This window comes from Brevundimonas sp. (genome assembly GCF_035998205.1).
Lineage (GTDB): Bacteria > Pseudomonadota > Alphaproteobacteria > Caulobacterales > Caulobacteraceae > Brevundimonas.
This window is the reverse complement of sequence record NZ_DASYHT010000004.1, coordinates 202,995-217,660: the sequence shown is the minus strand read 5'-3', so window position 1 is coordinate 217,660 and position 14,666 is coordinate 202,995. Positions and strand designations below refer to the sequence as shown.

Here is a 14,666-nt window from a genome sequence, read left to right as displayed (position 1 = left end):
GCGGCGTCTTCACCGTCGCAGGCTATCCCGGATCACGACGCCGCCTGTTCCTTCCTCGACGCCCCGGTTCTCGAGAAGACCGTCAGCCCGGTCAGGTCCCGATCCCCGGCCCCGCCCAGGGCGAGGCTGGCGAGATAGCCAATGATCAGGCAGCTGAAGACCCCGATCGGCAGGAAGGCGGTCGAGTGCAGATCGAGGAAGGTGGTGGCCAGGGCATTGGCGATCAGCGAGCCCACCGCGCCGACCCAAATCCCCGCGGTATTGGCGCTGCGGGTGAAGATGCCGAGGACGAAGATGCCGGTCACCGGCCCCACGATCAGCCCCATCACCATCAGGAACAGATCCCAGACTGACTGAAGCGAACTCATGCTGGCGAGCAGCAGGGCGAGGCCTGTGCCGAAAACGCCGAGCCCGACGGTCAGCCAGCGCCCGAGCCTGACGCAGCTTTCGTCGGTCACACGGGGCCAGAAGCGACGGTAGATGTCTTCCACCCCGAGGTTGGACACACTGTTGAGGGCGCTCGAGACGGTCGAGATGGTTGCGGCCAGCAGGGCCACCGCCACCAGACCTCCGAGCCCCGGCGGCAGCGCTGTCGCGGCATAGTAGGGATAGATCCCGTCCGGCTTGATGGCCGCGCTGAGCAGCTCGGGACGGGTGTAATAGAACAGGAACAGGATGGTGCCGAAGCAGAACAGCACGAAGTTCAGCGGGACGGCGACGAACAGCTGGCCGATCGAGGCCGAGACGGCGCCCGACTTCGTCGGCGTGCACTGGACCCGCTGAAGGAAGTTCTGGTCGCCCGCATAGCCGAGGGCCGTCGCGAGGGCGTTCAGGAACAGGACCGTGACCACCGGAGCCCCCCAGTCCAGCCGCCAGTCGAACAGCTCCAGCTTGTTCTGGGCTTCCAGCAGGGCCCACGCCTGCGGCGCATCGATCTCGAGGGCGGAGAGGGCGAAGAAGAGGCTGAGCCCGACCGCAAGGACCATCAGGATGGCGAGGACGACATCGGTCCAGACGACCGCGGCAAACCCGCCGATGGCCACCACAAGGGTGGTCACCAGCCCCATCAGCAGGATGCAGTAGACGATGGGGATGCCGACGATCGCATTGATCGCGATGGCAGGCAGCAACAGGATCGCGGCCATGCGACCGAGGATCTGGTAGAGCGAGAAGCTGGCGAAACCCATCAGCCGCACCGACAGGCCGAAGCGGCGCTCCAGATACGCGTTCGCGGAGGCCAGGTTCAGACTGCGGAGGATCGGCACATAGACGAACGCGAACAGCGGGACCATGGTCGCGATCAGGAACAGTCCGATCGAGAAGTAGATCCAGTTTCCGTTGAAGGCCATGGCCGGCATGGACATGATCGTGATGGCGCTGGACCCCGTCGCGAACAGGCTGAGCGCCGCCGCCCACCAGGGAATCTTGCCGCCGCCGCGGAAAAACTCGCCGCTTGAAGTCTTCGCCCGGCGCGACGCCCAGAAGCCGATCCCCAGAAGGATGCCGAACAGGGCGACGACCACGGCGTAGTCCAGCACGCTCAGTCCGCTGTCGGGCAGCACGGCTTCGCCCCGGAGGGTCTGGCTTTCGGAGACGATCTCGAAACGCCCGCTGCCCGCGAGCGCAAGTCGGGGGCCTTCGGGGAGGTCAATGGCGTCCCCCGGGAACCAGCGATCGGTCACGATGTGATAGAAGAGCGTGCTGTCCTCGCCGCCTACCTCGCCGAACACCGCGAGATGCGCTGCGCCCAGGGCGATCGCCGAGGCCTTCGGGTCGACGGCTTCCGGCGCGGAGACCGGAGCCCAGGAGGGATCGGCCGGGTTGAACCGGACCGCGTGACCGAAGGCGACGAGATAGATGTGGTTCGTCGCCACCGCGACGACGGGCGACCCTGCCACTTCGCCCGGCACGGCTCCGAGCGGGATCCAGCGCGCATCGGCGCCGAGCCGATAGGCGTTCGTCCCGAACAGGAACAGGTCGCCCTTCCAGACGGCCAGACGGGGCGCGACCTCGCTCGCGGGAATCTCGGCGACGACGGACCGGCGCGCCGCATCGCCGACGATCGAGACCCGGCTAACTTTCCGGTCGTCCAGTACGAAGACCGGCTGCGCCAGACCGCTGGAGCCTGCCGCAAACTGCAGGTCGGGGTCGCCGGAAAAGAGCTCGCGAACACCCGCCGCGGTCGGCGCCTCAGACCATCGGAGCAGCTCCGGCCTGTCCGGCTGCTGCGCCTGCGCGGGCGCCCACAGGGACATCGAGAGCGCAGCCACCACAGCCGCAAACATCGTCAGCTGGGGGCGCGCGCTCCTGACGGGCCCCGGGCGTCGCAGGCGCTTAAACATACCGGAGCCTGAACTCGCCCAGCGCCAGGATGGCCATGGACTGCCCGTAGGGCATGGAGGTCAGCGGAATGTCGCGATAGCCCTGCAGGGTGTCGAACACCGGCGTGCCGAACGACACCTGGGTCAGTTCGCCGTCGTCGTTGATGTGCGCCAGCACGCCCTTCAGCGCGCGGATCGCCATCGCTTCGTACTCCGCCGGCAGGTAGCGCTTCCGCACCGCCTTGAGGATGCCGTAGGCGAAGCCGGCGGTGGCCGACGCCTCCAGATAGCTGGTCGGGTCATTGATCAGCGTGCGCCACAGGCCGCTCTCGTGCTGGTGCTCGGCCAGCGCCTTGACCTGGGCCTCCAGCGTCTCGATCAGGAAGCGCCGCAGCGCGTCGTCCGGATCCAGATCCAGCATCTCGATGAACTCGGGGATGGCGATCGTCACCCAGCAGTTCCCCCGCGCCCAGAGAGCGTCGGCGAAATTGTGCCGCCCGATGAAGTTCCAGCCGTGGAACCAGAGGCCCGTCTTCTTGTCGAACAGGTACTTGATGTGGATGAGGAACTGCTTGCGCGCCTCCTCGATGTAGTGCGGGCGGTCCAGCAGCAGCCCGATCCGGGCCAGCGGCAGGACGCTCATCATCAGGGTGTCGTCCCACAGTTCCTGCGGGTTCTCGTCATTGAAGACGATGTGCTGGAAGCCGCCTTCCTCCGTGCGCGGCAGCCCGTCCATGAGCCACTCGGCCCAGGTGTCGAGGTAGGGCAGATAGGTGGCGTCGCCCGTGTACTCGTAGAGGTTGGCGAGGGTCAGGAAGGGCGAGACCGTATTGATGTTCTTGGTCGGCGTGCCGGCCTCGAACCGGTTGGCGAACCAGTCGAGCATGATCTGCAGCACGGCGGCGTCGCCGGTCTGCTCGTACAGCCGGTACAGGCCGTAGAGGCCGATGCCGTGGGTCCATTCCCAGTCGTTCCAGCCCTTGGTGTCGATCACGCGCCCGTCGTCGAGCCGCAGCAGGAACTCGCCGGTCTCGTCCTTGATGTTCACGAGGTTGTCGATCAGCCGCGCCAGCGTCTCGTCGATGGTCGAACGGGACAGGTCGTGGACAAGGTTGGGCATGGGACTCGGGCTCGCGGGAGCGGGTTGTCATTCCGGGCGGCGCAGCGCCGGTCCGGCGCCTTGCCCGTGTCGCCGCCGTCTCCCTCCGGTCCGGCGCCACGTCTCATTTTTTGCTTAGTTATTTCATAATGTGAAATCTCGGAGGTGGTCAAGCCTCTGACGGAACCAGCAGGTCGGGACCGACCTGGTCGATCCGCTCCACCCCCAGCATGGTCATGGCGACCCGCATTTCCGCCGCGATCAGCGCCAGGACGTCGGAGACGCCCTGCCGCCCGCCTGCGGCCAGACCATAGACCCATGCCCGGCCCAGCAGCACGCCGTCAGCGCCGCAGGCCAGGGCGCGCAACACGTCCAGACCGGAGCGCACCCCGCCGTCCATCAGCACCGTCATGCGGTCGCCGACCGCACGGGCGATCGGGCCGAGGGCGTCGATCGAGGCCAGGGTCCCGTCCAGTTGCCGCCCGCCATGGTTGGAGACGACGATGCCGTCGAAGCTGCGCTTCGCCGCCTCGCGGGCGTCCTCCACGTCGAGCACCCCCTTGATGATCATACGCCCCGGCCACAGGGCGCGGATCTCCTCGGCGTCCTCCCAGGTGACGGAGGCGTCGAAGTTGCGCGCCATCCAGGCCCAGTAGTCGTCGATTCCCGCCGCCGCGCCCAGCGCAGAGGCGACATGGCCGATGGTATGCGGACCGCCGAACAGCCCCACGTCCCACGCCCAGCCGGGCCGCGCAGCCGCCTGCAGCACCCGGCTGACCTGTCGCTCCAGCGGCGAGCCGCCCGACAGGCCCGACCGCTTGTCCCGGTAGCGCGGCCCCGGCGCCGGCATGTCCACGGTCAGAAACAGGGTGTCGCACCCCACCGCCAGCGCGCGGGCGATCATCTCGCGCATGAAGCCGCGGTCGCGGATGACGTAGAGCTGGAACCATGGCGGCGTCCGCACCCCGGCGGCCACCTCCTCCAGCGTGCAGGCGCCCACGGTCGAGAGACAGAAGGGCACGCCCGCCGCCTCGGCCGCCGCGGCCGCCTGGACCTCGCCGCGGCGAGCGTTCAGCCCCGCCATCCCGACCGGGCCAAGGGCCAGCGGCAGGGCGATCTCACGCCCCAGAAGCGTCGTTCCCAGCGAGACCTTGTCCGCCCCGGTCAGCACCCGCTGGCGCAGCCGCACCGCCTGCAGGCGCTCGACATTGTCCCTCAGGGTCGTCTCGGCGAAGGCGCCCCCGTCGATGTAGTCGAACAGGAACCGCGGCAGTCGGCGGCGCGCCGCCTCACGGTAATCCATGACGTCTGCAAGGATCATCAGTCTGCACACCTCCGGAGCGTCCCCCGCAGGGAAGCGCTTACATAATGAGACGCTAAATCGCTTAATGAGACAACGCAACGCGAGGACCGCACCCGTCCCGCGATATGTACGACACCCGCTCCCGGCCATGCCCGCCCGGAGACAAGCTGACGCTGTGCGTCCGCCCTCCAGGGCGGCTAGAGCATAGCTCTGGAGGGCATGACCATGCGCATCGTCATCATGGGGGCCGGCGTGGCTGGTCTCAGCTGCGGACAGGCGCTGGCGGCGTCCGGGGGGGCCGTGACCCTGATCGACAAGGGCCGGGGACCCGCAGGCCGACTCGCTTCACGCCGGATCGACACGCCGCAGGGCGAGGCCGTGCTCGACATGGGGACCCAGAGCTTCACGGCGCGAGGCGAGGACTTCGCCGCCGAGGTGTCCCGTTGGGCCGCCGCCGGCGTTGTCGCCCCCTGGGCGCCGGCCGGCCCCGGACATTGGGTCGGCGCGCCGGCCATGAACGCGGTGGTCCGTCACCTCGCCGCAGACCAGCCGGTTCGCTGGAGCCTTCGCGCCAGCGACCTCAGCCGCGCGGACAGCGGCTGGGTCGTCAGCACCGGGCAGGGCGAGACGTTGCGCGCCGACGCCGTCGTGGTCGCCCTGCCGCCGGAACAGGCGGCCGATCTCCTCGCGGCGGCCGCACCGGCCTTTGCCGTCCGGGCGCGCGACAGCCTCAGCGCCCCCTGCTGGACCGCTCTGCTGACCTTCGCGTCGCGACTCCCCATCGACGCAGATGTCTGGCGCGGCGCGCCCGGCGAGACCGTGGCGATCGCCGTCCGCAACCGGGCCAAGCCGGGCCGGACCGGCCCCGAAAGCTGGGTGTTGCACGCCACGCCGGAGTGGTCGGCGGACCATCTGGAAGCCGACGCAGACGACGTCGCGCGACGTCTCTTGCAGACGCTGGCCGGTCGGGCCGACGGCCCCCTCCCCGCCAGCCTCACGGTCGCGGCCCATCGCTGGCGCTACGCGCAATCGACGGCCCGCGTCGGGCTTCTGTGGGATCAGGCGAACGCCGTCGGCGTGTGCGGCGACTGGTGCGGCGGCGGTGATGTCGAAGGCGCCTGGCGGTCGGGCGTTCGGCTGGCCGCGACCATCCTCGGCGAGAGGGGCTAGGCGGCGACCGTCCGGCCCTTCGGGTCCGCCCCCCCGGTCGGGCCCGCCGCTTCCGCCGCATCCGCGGCGAAGCGCTCGGCGAGGGCCGTGATCGGCATCGGCCGGCCGATCAGATAGCCCTGGGCGAGGTCGCATCCCATGGCCTGGAGCAGGGCGAGGCCGGCCTCGGTCTCGACCCCCTCGGCGGTGACCTGCATCCCCAGCGCGTGAGCGAGGTCGATGGTCGATTTGACCAGCAGGGCGTCGCGCGACCCGCTGTCGATGGCCATGACGAAGGCCTTGTCGATCTTCAGCTCGCTGGCCGGCAGGCGCTTCAGATAGGCCAGGGACGACAGGCCGGAGCCATAGTCGTCGATCGACATCTCGACCCCCGCCGACGACAGGCGCTCGATGGCGGCGATGGCGGCGTCCGCATTGTCGATGACGGCCGTCTCGGTGATCTCCAGACAGACCGGGCCGCGCGCCGTCCCGGCCAGGGCCAGCGCCGACTCGACGAAGGCGGGATCGCCCAGAAGTCGACCGGAGACGTTGACCGACATCTTGACCTCGAGCCCCTCGTCGGCCAGCCGGGCCTGGTCGGCCAGCGCCCGGGCCAGCACCCAGTCGGTGACCTCGCGGATGTGGCCGGTCTCCTCGGCGATGGTGATGAACAGGTCCGGCGAGACAAAGCCTCGCCGCGGATGGGTCCAGCGGGCCAGCGCCTCAGCCCCGGTCAGCCGGCCGGTGCGCAGGTCCAGCTTCGGCTGGTAACTGACAGAAAACTCGCCGTTTTCCAGCGCCCGCATGAGGTCGCCGATGATCGACAGATTGCCCGACGGGTCGCCATAGGCGGCGGCGTCGAAGATGGCGGCCCGATCGGCCGCGACGCCCGCCTGGTCGACAGCGACCACCGCCCGGTCGATCCACGACAGGGTGACGCCCGGCTCGGCCTGCGGCGCGACCCCGAGGGAGAGCTGAACGTCGATCGGCGCCTGATCGACCTCGAACGAACCCTCGGCCGCAGCGCGAACGGCGCGCGCCCAGTCAAGCGCCGCCGCGGCCGGTCCGGCCGCCTTCAGGGCCAGCATGCCCGGGGCGATCCGCGCCGCCGGCTGCTGCGCCACGGCGCCCAGGCGTTCGCCCAGCTGGCGGATCAGGCGAGCGGCGGCGTCGTAGCCGACAGCGGCGCGCACGGTCTCGAAGCGGGCGACGTGGAAAACAACCACACAGACATCCTGCCCGGACGCCAGCGCCCGCTCGAACCCCAGCCGGTTCGCCAGCCCGGTCTCGTGATCATGCAGCGCGAGGTGATTGAGCCGGGCCTCGCGGTCGCGGATCGTGCCGACCATGTGATTGAAGCTGCGCGCCAGACGGCCGAGCTCGTCGTCGGACTGGACCGCCACCTCGACCCGCTCCCCGGCTTCCAGCCGGTGCACGGCGTCATCGAGCGCCCGGATCGGCCGGGTGATGGTGCGCGACAGCAGCCAGGCGCCCCCCATCATCATCACCGCCCCGGCGACCGCGATGAGGCCCAGCCATGTGAACATGGCCCCGTAGGGCGCCATGGCGCGGGCCATCTCGTAGGTGAGCACCAGCTCCGCGCCCTCGGGGTCGAGGCTCGGCAACGGCCGGGCCAGCACCATGCGGCCGTCGACCATGCGCGGCCCCTCACCACGGACGCCGCTCGGGTCGGCCGCGCTGACGATGGCCGCCTCCAGAGGGATCGCCGACAGGCGCTCGAGCTCCTGCATCTGCGTCGCGTCGAGCTTCTGGATGAAGATGACCCAGCCCAGCAGCACGGGCGCCCGGATCGGGGCCGCGACGGCCTGGTACTCCGCCGCGCCGATCCTCAGAACGCCGTCGTCCCGCCCCTCCTGCTCCAGCGCCGCCCACAGGGTATCCAGCGTGGCTGGCTCAAGGCCGACCCCCTCGGACACCACGTGCCCGTCGACCAGCATCATCAGGGCGCCCTCGACCCCCTGACGGGCGGCGAGGTTGGCGAGCGCGGACTGAACCGTGGGATCATCCCCCGTGGCGACCGCCTCGCGGAAGCCGAAGTCCTGGGCCAGCACGGCGGCGCCCTGGCGCAGCTGGACCGAACGGGCGCTCCAGATCTGGTCATAGACGGCGCCGGTGGCCACCAGTTCGGCGCGAACCATATCGGCCGCGCTGCGGGTGATCGCCGTCACCACGGCGGCCGCCGTGACGATCAGGGCGAGGCCGAACAGGCCCATGTAGAGGACCGTCAGCTTCGCCCGGAGGTTCCGGAAACGGATCACCGCGCGGCAGCTCGTCCGGAGAAGTCGCCAGAGAAGGTCTGGCGGCCCGCGGCGGCAGTCACGGTGAAGGCGCGCGAGGTCTCGTTGCCGCGGACGTTCAGGGTCGGGTGCCAGATCCGCAGGGTGGCGGCCCCGGCGGGCACGTTGCGCAGCACCACGTCGCCGCTGGCCTCGGTCTTCGCTGCGAACGGCGTATCGACCACGCGGATGTAGGCGAGCATCTGGTCGTGGATGTTGCAGCCGATCGCCACGGTGCCGGGCGCCCGGAAAGTGTGGCTGCGCGTCTCGTCGCGGCCGTAGAGCTCGATTTCGAACCGGTTGCCGCGCGAGAACGAATAGACGTGGTGCCGGACCCGGTCGAGGTTCGGGAAGCTCACCGCCTGTCCGACGGGCACGACCAGGACATAGGGCTGGAACTGCAACTGCTGCTGCGTCACGCGCAGCGGCCAGGCGAAGCGGATCGGGCCTGAGGCGCCCGCCGCCGGATGCACCGTCACCACCGCATCGCGCACCGGACGCCCCGCAGCGTCGCGGACGCTGACCGTCAGGTCGCCAGCCAGAACGACCGCCGGAAGCGACAGCAACAGCGCGACAAGGGCAAGGAGACGCATTCCGCCAACCTAGCCGCCCCCGCTGAACATAACGTAAAGCAGACGATCCCAACCGTCGATTGCAGATCTCTGTTTTTGCTGAGTTTATCTGAGGTTAACCGTATTCACCCCTTGATCGCCTCAAGGTCAGCAAGGGGGCGACACGTGCAAAAACTCCTTCTCGCCGGAGCCGCGGCGGCCGCGCTCTGGGGCGCGGGACTCGCCGGCGTCGCCGAGGCGCAGATCCGGTTGCCGGACAATCGCCCCGGCGGAAAGCTGCTGCTGACCGGCGGCGTGTCAGCGCTCGAAGGCTCCGGCGGCGGTGGACTGGCGACCTGGGCCGTGACCACCGGCTACGGCGCCGCAGATGGCATCGGCGGCAATGTGCATGCGACCGTCGTCGACCTGCCGGACTACGAGCTGCGCGCCTGGGGTGCGGCGGTCGGCCTCTGGGATCGGGTGGAGCTGTCCTGGACGCGTCAGGAGTTCGACACCGGCGCGACCGGGGCGGCGCTGGGGCTCGGCCGCGGCTTCACCTTCGGCCAGGACGTCTACGGACTGAAGATCCGGCTGTTCGGCGATGCGGTCTACGCCAGCGACAGCTGGATGCCGCAGGTGGCCGTGGGCGTACAGCACAAGGTCGCCGACCAGGGCGCTGTCATCCGGGCCGTCGGCGGCGCCGATGATGAGGGCACCGACGTCTATGTGGCGGCCACCAAGCTGTTTCTGGCCGAGAGCGTGCTCGTGTCCGGGGCCGTGCGGCTGACCAATGCCAACCAGACCGGCCTGCTCGGCTTCGGCGGCGACGCGGAGCGCGACCGCACGGCCCAGTTCGAGGGGTCGGTCGGCGTCCTGATGTCGCCCCACTGGATCGCCGGGGTCGAGTACCGCAGCCGCCCGGACAACCTTGGTTTCGCCCGCGAGGACGACGCCGCGGACCTGTTCGTGGCCTGGGCCCCCAACAAGGCCGTGTCCGTCACCGCCGCCTGGGTCGATCTCGGCTCGGTCGCCACCTTCGAGGACCAGCGCGGGCTGTACCTCTCGCTGCAGGCAGGGTTCTGATGCGCCACACCGCCCTTTCGATCGCCGCGTTCGCCGGCCTCGCGGCCCTGGCAGGTCCCGCCCTCGCCCAGCAGGCGCCCCACCACATGCCGGGCGAGGAAGCGGTCGAACCCTATACGCCCGGCCCGGAGAACGCCGGCGCGACGCCGTTCGAGGGACGCGCCATGTGGGTGGCCTTCGGCGAAACCGCCGGGGTCGATCGCATCGTCGACGACATGCTGGATCGCTCCGCCGCCGACCCGCGCACCGCCGCCATCTTTCACGCCGTCGACATGGTCCGCCTGCGCCGGACGCTGAAGGAGCAGTTCTGCTACATCCTCGGCGGCGGCTGCACCTACACGGGCCGCTCGATGGCGGACGCCCACGACGACATCGGCCTGCAGGCCTCGGATTTCGCCATCCTCGTCGAGCACCTGCAGCAGGCCATGACGGCGGAGCGTGTCCCGTTCCGGACGCAGAACCGCTTCCTCGCCAGGCTGGCCCCGATGCGGCCGGACATTGTGACGCGCTGAACGCGGGCGCGGCGGATCGGCGCATCGCCCGGACCGCGTTGAGCCGTCGCGGCCTTCCGCCTATCAAGGTTGACGCTCCGTGTTCCATAGGGACGCGGCCCGTGGTCCCGATGCAGCCGCAAGGGACGCCGCCCGAACATCCAGGACCCCAGAATGACCGACGCCGCGCCCTCCGGCCCCGCCGGCCCGCTTCCGCCGTCCCCGACGCCCCCCGCCCGCCGCGGCGCCTTCACCCGCTTCCTCGACGGGGTCGAGTGGCTGGGTAACCTGCTGCCGCACCCGGTGACCCTGTTCGCCGTCCTGGCGATCGGCATGGTGTTCCTGTCCGGCCTGTTCGGGGCCCTGGGCCTGTCGGTCGAGGACCCGCGCCCGCTCGGCGCGCCCGGCCGCTCGGAGGACGGCATGATCACCGCCGTCAGCCTGCTCAATGGCGAGGGGCTGCGGCGCATCTTCACCGGCATGGTCGGCAACTTCACCGGCTTTGCGCCGCTCGGCGTGGTGCTCGTCGCCATGCTCGGCATCGGCGTGGCCGAGAAGTCCGGCCTGCTCTCCGCCACCGTGCGCGCCATGGTGCTCAGCGCCTCGCCGAAGGTCGTGACGGTGGTCATCGTCTTCGCCGGCGTGATCTCCAACACCGCCGCCGAGGTGGGCTATGTGGTGCTCATCCCGCTGGCCGGCGCGGTCTACTATTCGCTGGGTCGCCACCCGCTGGCCGGCATGGCAGCCGCCTTCGCCGGCGTGTCGGGCGGCTATTCGGCCAACCTGCTGATCGGCACGATCGATCCGCTGCTGGCGGGCATCACCGAGGAAGCGGCCCAGCTGATCGACCCGACCTATACGGTCACCGCCACGGCCAGCTACTTCTTTATGGTCGTCTCGACGCTGCTGGTGACGGTCGTCGGCTCTCTGGTGAGCCTGTTCATCGTCGAGCCAAAGCTGGGGGCCTATGACGCCTCCCGCGCCGATCCGTCCGTGCTGAAGGAGGATGGGGCCGCCCCCCTGACGACGCCCGAGCGCAAGGGTCTGGCGGCGGCCGGTCTGGCGCTCCTCGCGGTCCTCGGCCTGATGGCCCTGACCCTGCTGCCCGAATGGGGCGTCTTGCGCGACCCGGAGACCGGCGACCAGCTGCGCTCACCCTTCTTCAGCGGCTTCGCCGTCTGGATCCTGCTGTTCTTCCTCGCGGTCGGCTTCGCCTATGGCCGGGTGGTCGGCACGGTGCGCAACGACCGGGACATCATCGACGGCATGGCGTCCGGCCTGTCGACGCTCGGCCTCTACCTGGTGATCGTCTTCTTCGCCGCCCAGTTCGTCGCCTTCTTCAACTGGTCGAACCTCGGGGCCATCACCGCGGTCAAGGGCGCCGCCTGGCTTCAGGAAACCGGCATGACCGGCCCGGCGGTGTTCGCCGGCTTCATCCTGATCTGCGCCTTCGTCAATCTGATGATCGGCTCGGCCTCGGCCCAGTGGGCCCTGACCGCGCCGATCTTCGTGCCGATGCTGATGCTGATCGGCTATTCGCCGGAAGTGATCCAGACCGCCTACCGGATCGGCGATTCCACCACCAACATCATCACCCCGATGATGAGCTACTTCGGCCTGATCCTCGCCTGGGCCAGCCGCTACGACAAACAGGTCGGGATCGGCACCATGATCGCGATGATGCTGCCCTACACGATCTTCTTCACCCTGGCGTGGAGCGCCCTGTTCTTCGTCTGGGTGTTCGGTCTGGACCTGCCGGTCGGGCCCGGATCGCCGACCTTCTACACCCCGGGCTGACCTGGCGGGTCAGTCCAGCGGCAGGACGGCGGCGGGGTCCAGCCGGACCCGCACCGTCTCGCCGACCGCCAGCCGGCCGGGCGCGGCCACGAGGGTCGCCCCGGCCTCGCCGGCCTGGAGCCGCGCCTCGCTGGTCGCCCCGCCATAGGCCAGCGCGGTCACCCGCGCCTCGACCCCTTCCGGATCGAGGGTCAGGGCCTCGGGGCGGAACATCAGCCGGCAGGGCCCGTCCGGCCCTGGCGCGTCGAACCGGCCCAGCGGCGTCTCCACGCGGCCGTCCCGTCGCTCGCCGGAAAGGACCTCGATGTCCCCGAGCAGACGGGCGGCGTCGAGCGACGCCGGCCGGGCGTAACAGGCCTCGGGCGACCCGGCCTGCAGCACCTGCCCCTGATCCATCAGGATCAGATCGTCCGCCATCAGCATGGCGTCGCGCGCATCGTGGGTGACCACGAGCGCCGCGGCCCCGGCCTCGCGCAGGGCGACAGCGATGTCCTGCCGCACCTCGCCGCGCAGATGGGCGTCGAGGCTGGAAAAGGGCTCGTCGAGCAGCACCGCCCGCGGGGCCGGGGCGAGGGCGCGCGCAAGGGCGACGCGCTGCTGCTGGCCGCCGGAGAGCTGGTGCGGCCAGTCGCGGCCGCGATCGCCCAGCCCGACCCGCGTCAGCCAGCGCGCGGCGATCTCATGCCGCTCGGCGCGGGGACGGCCCGCAAGGCCGAAGGCGACGTTGTCCCGGACGCTCAGATGCGGGAACAGGGCGTGGTCCTGGAACACCAGCCCGATGCGGCGTCGCTCGGGCGGCAAGGCCTCGGCCGGCGAGGCAATCAGCGCGTCGCCGGAGCGGATTTCGCCCCCGTCCAGCGGCTCCAGCCCGGCGATCATCCGCAGCAGGGTGCTCTTGCCGCAGCCGGAGGGACCGAGCAGGGCCGTGATCCGCCCGGGCGCCAGCGTCAGGCTGACGCTGTCCACGGCGAGCCGCTTGCCGAAGCGACGGGTCAGGCGGGTGCAGATGAGGCTGTCGGGCGTCACGTCAGGGGGTCCCGCCGGGGATCGGCCAGGCGCCGGCTAAGCCACATCACGCCGGGCAAAGCCAGCAGGATGATCATCAGCGACGGCGGTCCGGCCTGGGCCAGCCGCTCGTCCTGGGCGTAGTTGGACGCCAGCACCGCCAGGGTGTCGAAGTCGAACGGCCGCAGGATCAGCGTCGCCGGCAGCTCCTTGAGCACATCGACGAAGACGATCAGGAAGGCCGCGAAGACGGCCCCGCGCGCCGCCGGCAACCGCACGCCGAAGGCGGCCCGGGCCTCGCTGCGGCCCAGCAGCCGGGCCGCTCCGACGACCGACGGGCCGGCGCGGGCGAGGCCCGCCTCGACGGGCTCCAGCGCGGCCGCCGCGAGCCGGGCGGCGTAGGCATAGACCAGCAGCGCCAGGCCCCAGCCGAAGCCGGCGGCCGCGCCGGGCGCCAGACCCCAGACGATCGCGGCCGGGGCCAGCAGGCCGATGGCCATGACCGCGCCCGGCGTGGCGTAGCCAAGGCTGACGCTGCGGGCGACCGGGCCCAGTCGCGGCAGGGTCAGGGCCAGCAGCACGGCCAGCCCGACGGTGGCGATCGCGCCGGCGCCGCCAAGCGTCACGGTGCGCACCGCCGCCTCGGCCAGACGCCCCCACTGGGGCGAGATCTGCAGCGCTGAAATGGCCAGCCAGGCGGCCGGAATGAGCAGGGCGAACGCCAGCAGCAGGGTGCAGAACAGGGTCGCCGCGAACGCCGCCGCGCCGGTCAGCCGCGCCGGCTGAAAAGGCCGCTGCCCCCCCGTCGCCGCGAAGCGCCGCCGGCCCCGCGCTGCACGCTCGATCCAGATCAGCAGCGCGGCGGCCCCCAGCAGCGGCAGGGCGAAGCGCGCCGCCGCATCCGGCGAACCATAGACCGACCAGGCCCGGACCACGCCGGTGGTCAGGGTCTGGACACTGAGAAACTTGACCGCCCCGTAGTCGGCCAGGGTCTCCATCACCGCCAGCGACAGGCCGGCGGCGACGGCCGGCCAGGCCATCGGCAGGGCGACGCGGCTGAAGGCGCGCCACGGCCCGGCCCCGAGCGTCCGCGCCGCCTCGACCGCCTGGGCCGCCTGGCTCTCCAGCGCCGTGCGCAGGGTCAGATAGGTATAGGGATAGAAGGCCAGCCCCAGTACAAAGGCGGCGCCCCAGAGCGAACGCATCCGCAGCGGCAGGTCGAAGCCGAACTCGGCGCGCAGGACGGTGCGCACCGGCCCGGCCACATCCAGCAGATCGGCATAGCCGTAGGCGACGGCGAAGGCCGGGGCCGCCAGCGGCAGGGCCAGGGCCCAGCTGAACAGCCCCCGACCGGGAAAGCGGTGCATGGCCACCAGCCAGGCGGCGAGGGTCCCGAGACCGCCCGAGATCAGCGCCACCAGCCCCACCAGGGCGGCGGTGGTGGCGGCGTAGCGGATCACCTCGCGCGGGGCGATGGCCGCCTCGCCCGGGCCGAGAGCCGCGGCGACCACGCCGCCCAGCGGCAGCAGCAGGGTCAGGGTGACCAGCAGGCCAAGCCAGGTCAGCGGCG

Annotated in this window: 11 protein-coding genes; 4 read left to right on the top strand and 7 right to left on the bottom strand. The window is 70.7% G+C overall.

Translation table 11 applies throughout. The features are described 5' to 3' along the window. Positions 1-32 precede the first annotated feature (32 nt). From VGN74_RS03690 to VGN74_RS03680, 3 genes are all read right to left on the bottom strand, one after another. Positions 33-2,255 carry a sodium:solute symporter family transporter gene (locus VGN74_RS03690; RefSeq protein WP_327446004.1) on the bottom strand — a complete coding sequence of 741 codons (2,223 nt, stop codon included), beginning with the start codon at positions 2,253-2,255 and terminating at the stop codon, positions 33-35. Between the two features lie 79 nt (positions 2,256-2,334). After that, a complete protein-coding gene (locus tag VGN74_RS03685) occupies positions 2,335-3,441 on the bottom strand; it encodes a glycoside hydrolase family 88/105 protein (RefSeq protein ID WP_327446003.1) in 1,107 nt (368 codons plus the stop codon). A gap of 148 nt (positions 3,442-3,589) precedes the next feature. Beyond that, a complete protein-coding gene (locus VGN74_RS03680) occupies positions 3,590-4,741 on the bottom strand; it encodes an L-lactate dehydrogenase (RefSeq protein ID WP_327446002.1) in 1,152 nt (383 codons plus the stop codon). A gap of 201 nt (positions 4,742-4,942) precedes the next feature. Here VGN74_RS03680 and VGN74_RS03675 point away from each other — a divergent pair, with 201 nt between their 5' ends. Next, positions 4,943-5,893, top strand: a complete 951-nt coding sequence (locus VGN74_RS03675; RefSeq protein WP_327446001.1) for an NAD(P)/FAD-dependent oxidoreductase — start codon at positions 4,943-4,945, stop codon at positions 5,891-5,893. Here the strand turns inward: VGN74_RS03675 and VGN74_RS03670 are convergent. Beyond that, positions 5,890-8,151 carry a putative bifunctional diguanylate cyclase/phosphodiesterase gene (locus tag VGN74_RS03670; protein ID WP_327446000.1) on the bottom strand — a complete coding sequence of 754 codons (2,262 nt, stop codon included), beginning with the start codon at positions 8,149-8,151 and terminating at the stop codon, positions 5,890-5,892. The genes VGN74_RS03675 and VGN74_RS03670 overlap by 4 nt on opposite strands. Next, positions 8,148-8,762, bottom strand: a complete 615-nt coding sequence (locus VGN74_RS03665) for a methylamine utilization protein (protein ID WP_327445999.1) — start codon at positions 8,760-8,762, stop codon at positions 8,148-8,150. The genes VGN74_RS03670 and VGN74_RS03665 overlap by 4 nt, the downstream gene beginning before the upstream one ends. A 144-nt stretch (positions 8,763-8,906) precedes the next feature. Between VGN74_RS03665 and VGN74_RS03660 the strand changes: the two genes are divergently transcribed. The 3 genes from VGN74_RS03660 (at position 8,907) to VGN74_RS03650 (ending at position 12,091) form a co-directional block, all read left to right on the top strand. After that, complete coding sequence (locus tag VGN74_RS03660; protein WP_327445998.1) at positions 8,907-9,803, top strand: DUF3034 family protein; 897 nt, start codon at positions 8,907-8,909, stop codon at positions 9,801-9,803. Next, a complete protein-coding gene (locus VGN74_RS03655) occupies positions 9,803-10,315 on the top strand; it encodes a group 1 truncated hemoglobin (protein ID WP_327445997.1) in 513 nt (170 codons plus the stop codon). The genes VGN74_RS03660 and VGN74_RS03655 overlap by 1 nt, the downstream gene beginning before the upstream one ends. A gap of 153 nt (positions 10,316-10,468) precedes the next feature. Beyond that, positions 10,469-12,091 (top strand): AbgT family transporter, encoded by a 1,623-nt coding sequence (locus VGN74_RS03650; RefSeq protein WP_327445996.1) that lies wholly within the window; start codon positions 10,469-10,471, stop codon positions 12,089-12,091. 9 nt (positions 12,092-12,100) lie between these two features. Here VGN74_RS03650 and VGN74_RS03645 read toward each other — a convergent pair whose 3' ends face one another. Together VGN74_RS03645 and VGN74_RS03640 are read right to left on the bottom strand one after the other, a co-directional pair. Continuing rightward, on the bottom strand, positions 12,101-13,117 hold the full coding sequence (locus VGN74_RS03645; RefSeq protein ID WP_327445995.1) for an ABC transporter ATP-binding protein: 1,017 nt from the start codon (positions 13,115-13,117) through the stop codon (positions 12,101-12,103). Then, the gene (locus VGN74_RS03640; protein WP_327445994.1) at positions 13,114-14,607 is read right to left on the bottom strand and encodes an iron ABC transporter permease; all 1,494 of its coding nucleotides are present in this window, start codon (positions 14,605-14,607) and stop codon (positions 13,114-13,116) included. The genes VGN74_RS03645 and VGN74_RS03640 overlap by 4 nt, the downstream gene beginning before the upstream one ends. Between the last annotated feature and the right edge of the window lie 59 nt (positions 14,608-14,666).

Coding starts and splice junctions, on each gene's coding strand:
- VGN74_RS03680 (WP_327446002.1), bottom strand. CDS start 4,741: ATGATCCTTGCAGACGTCATGGATTACCGTGAGGCGGCGCGCCGCCGA.
- VGN74_RS03665 (WP_327445999.1), bottom strand. CDS start 8,762: ATGCGTCTCCTTGCCCTTGTCGCGCTGTTGCTGTCGCTTCCGGCGGTC.
- VGN74_RS03690 (WP_327446004.1), bottom strand. CDS start 2,255: ATGTCCCTGTGGGCGCCCGCGCAGGCGCAGCAGCCGGACAGGCCGGAG.
- VGN74_RS03675 (WP_327446001.1), top strand. CDS start 4,943: ATGACCATGCGCATCGTCATCATGGGGGCCGGCGTGGCTGGTCTCAGC.
- VGN74_RS03650 (WP_327445996.1), top strand. CDS start 10,469: ATGACCGACGCCGCGCCCTCCGGCCCCGCCGGCCCGCTTCCGCCGTCC.
- VGN74_RS03655 (WP_327445997.1), top strand. CDS start 9,803: ATGCGCCACACCGCCCTTTCGATCGCCGCGTTCGCCGGCCTCGCGGCC.
- VGN74_RS03685 (WP_327446003.1), bottom strand. CDS start 3,441: ATGCCCAACCTTGTCCACGACCTGTCCCGTTCGACCATCGACGAGACG.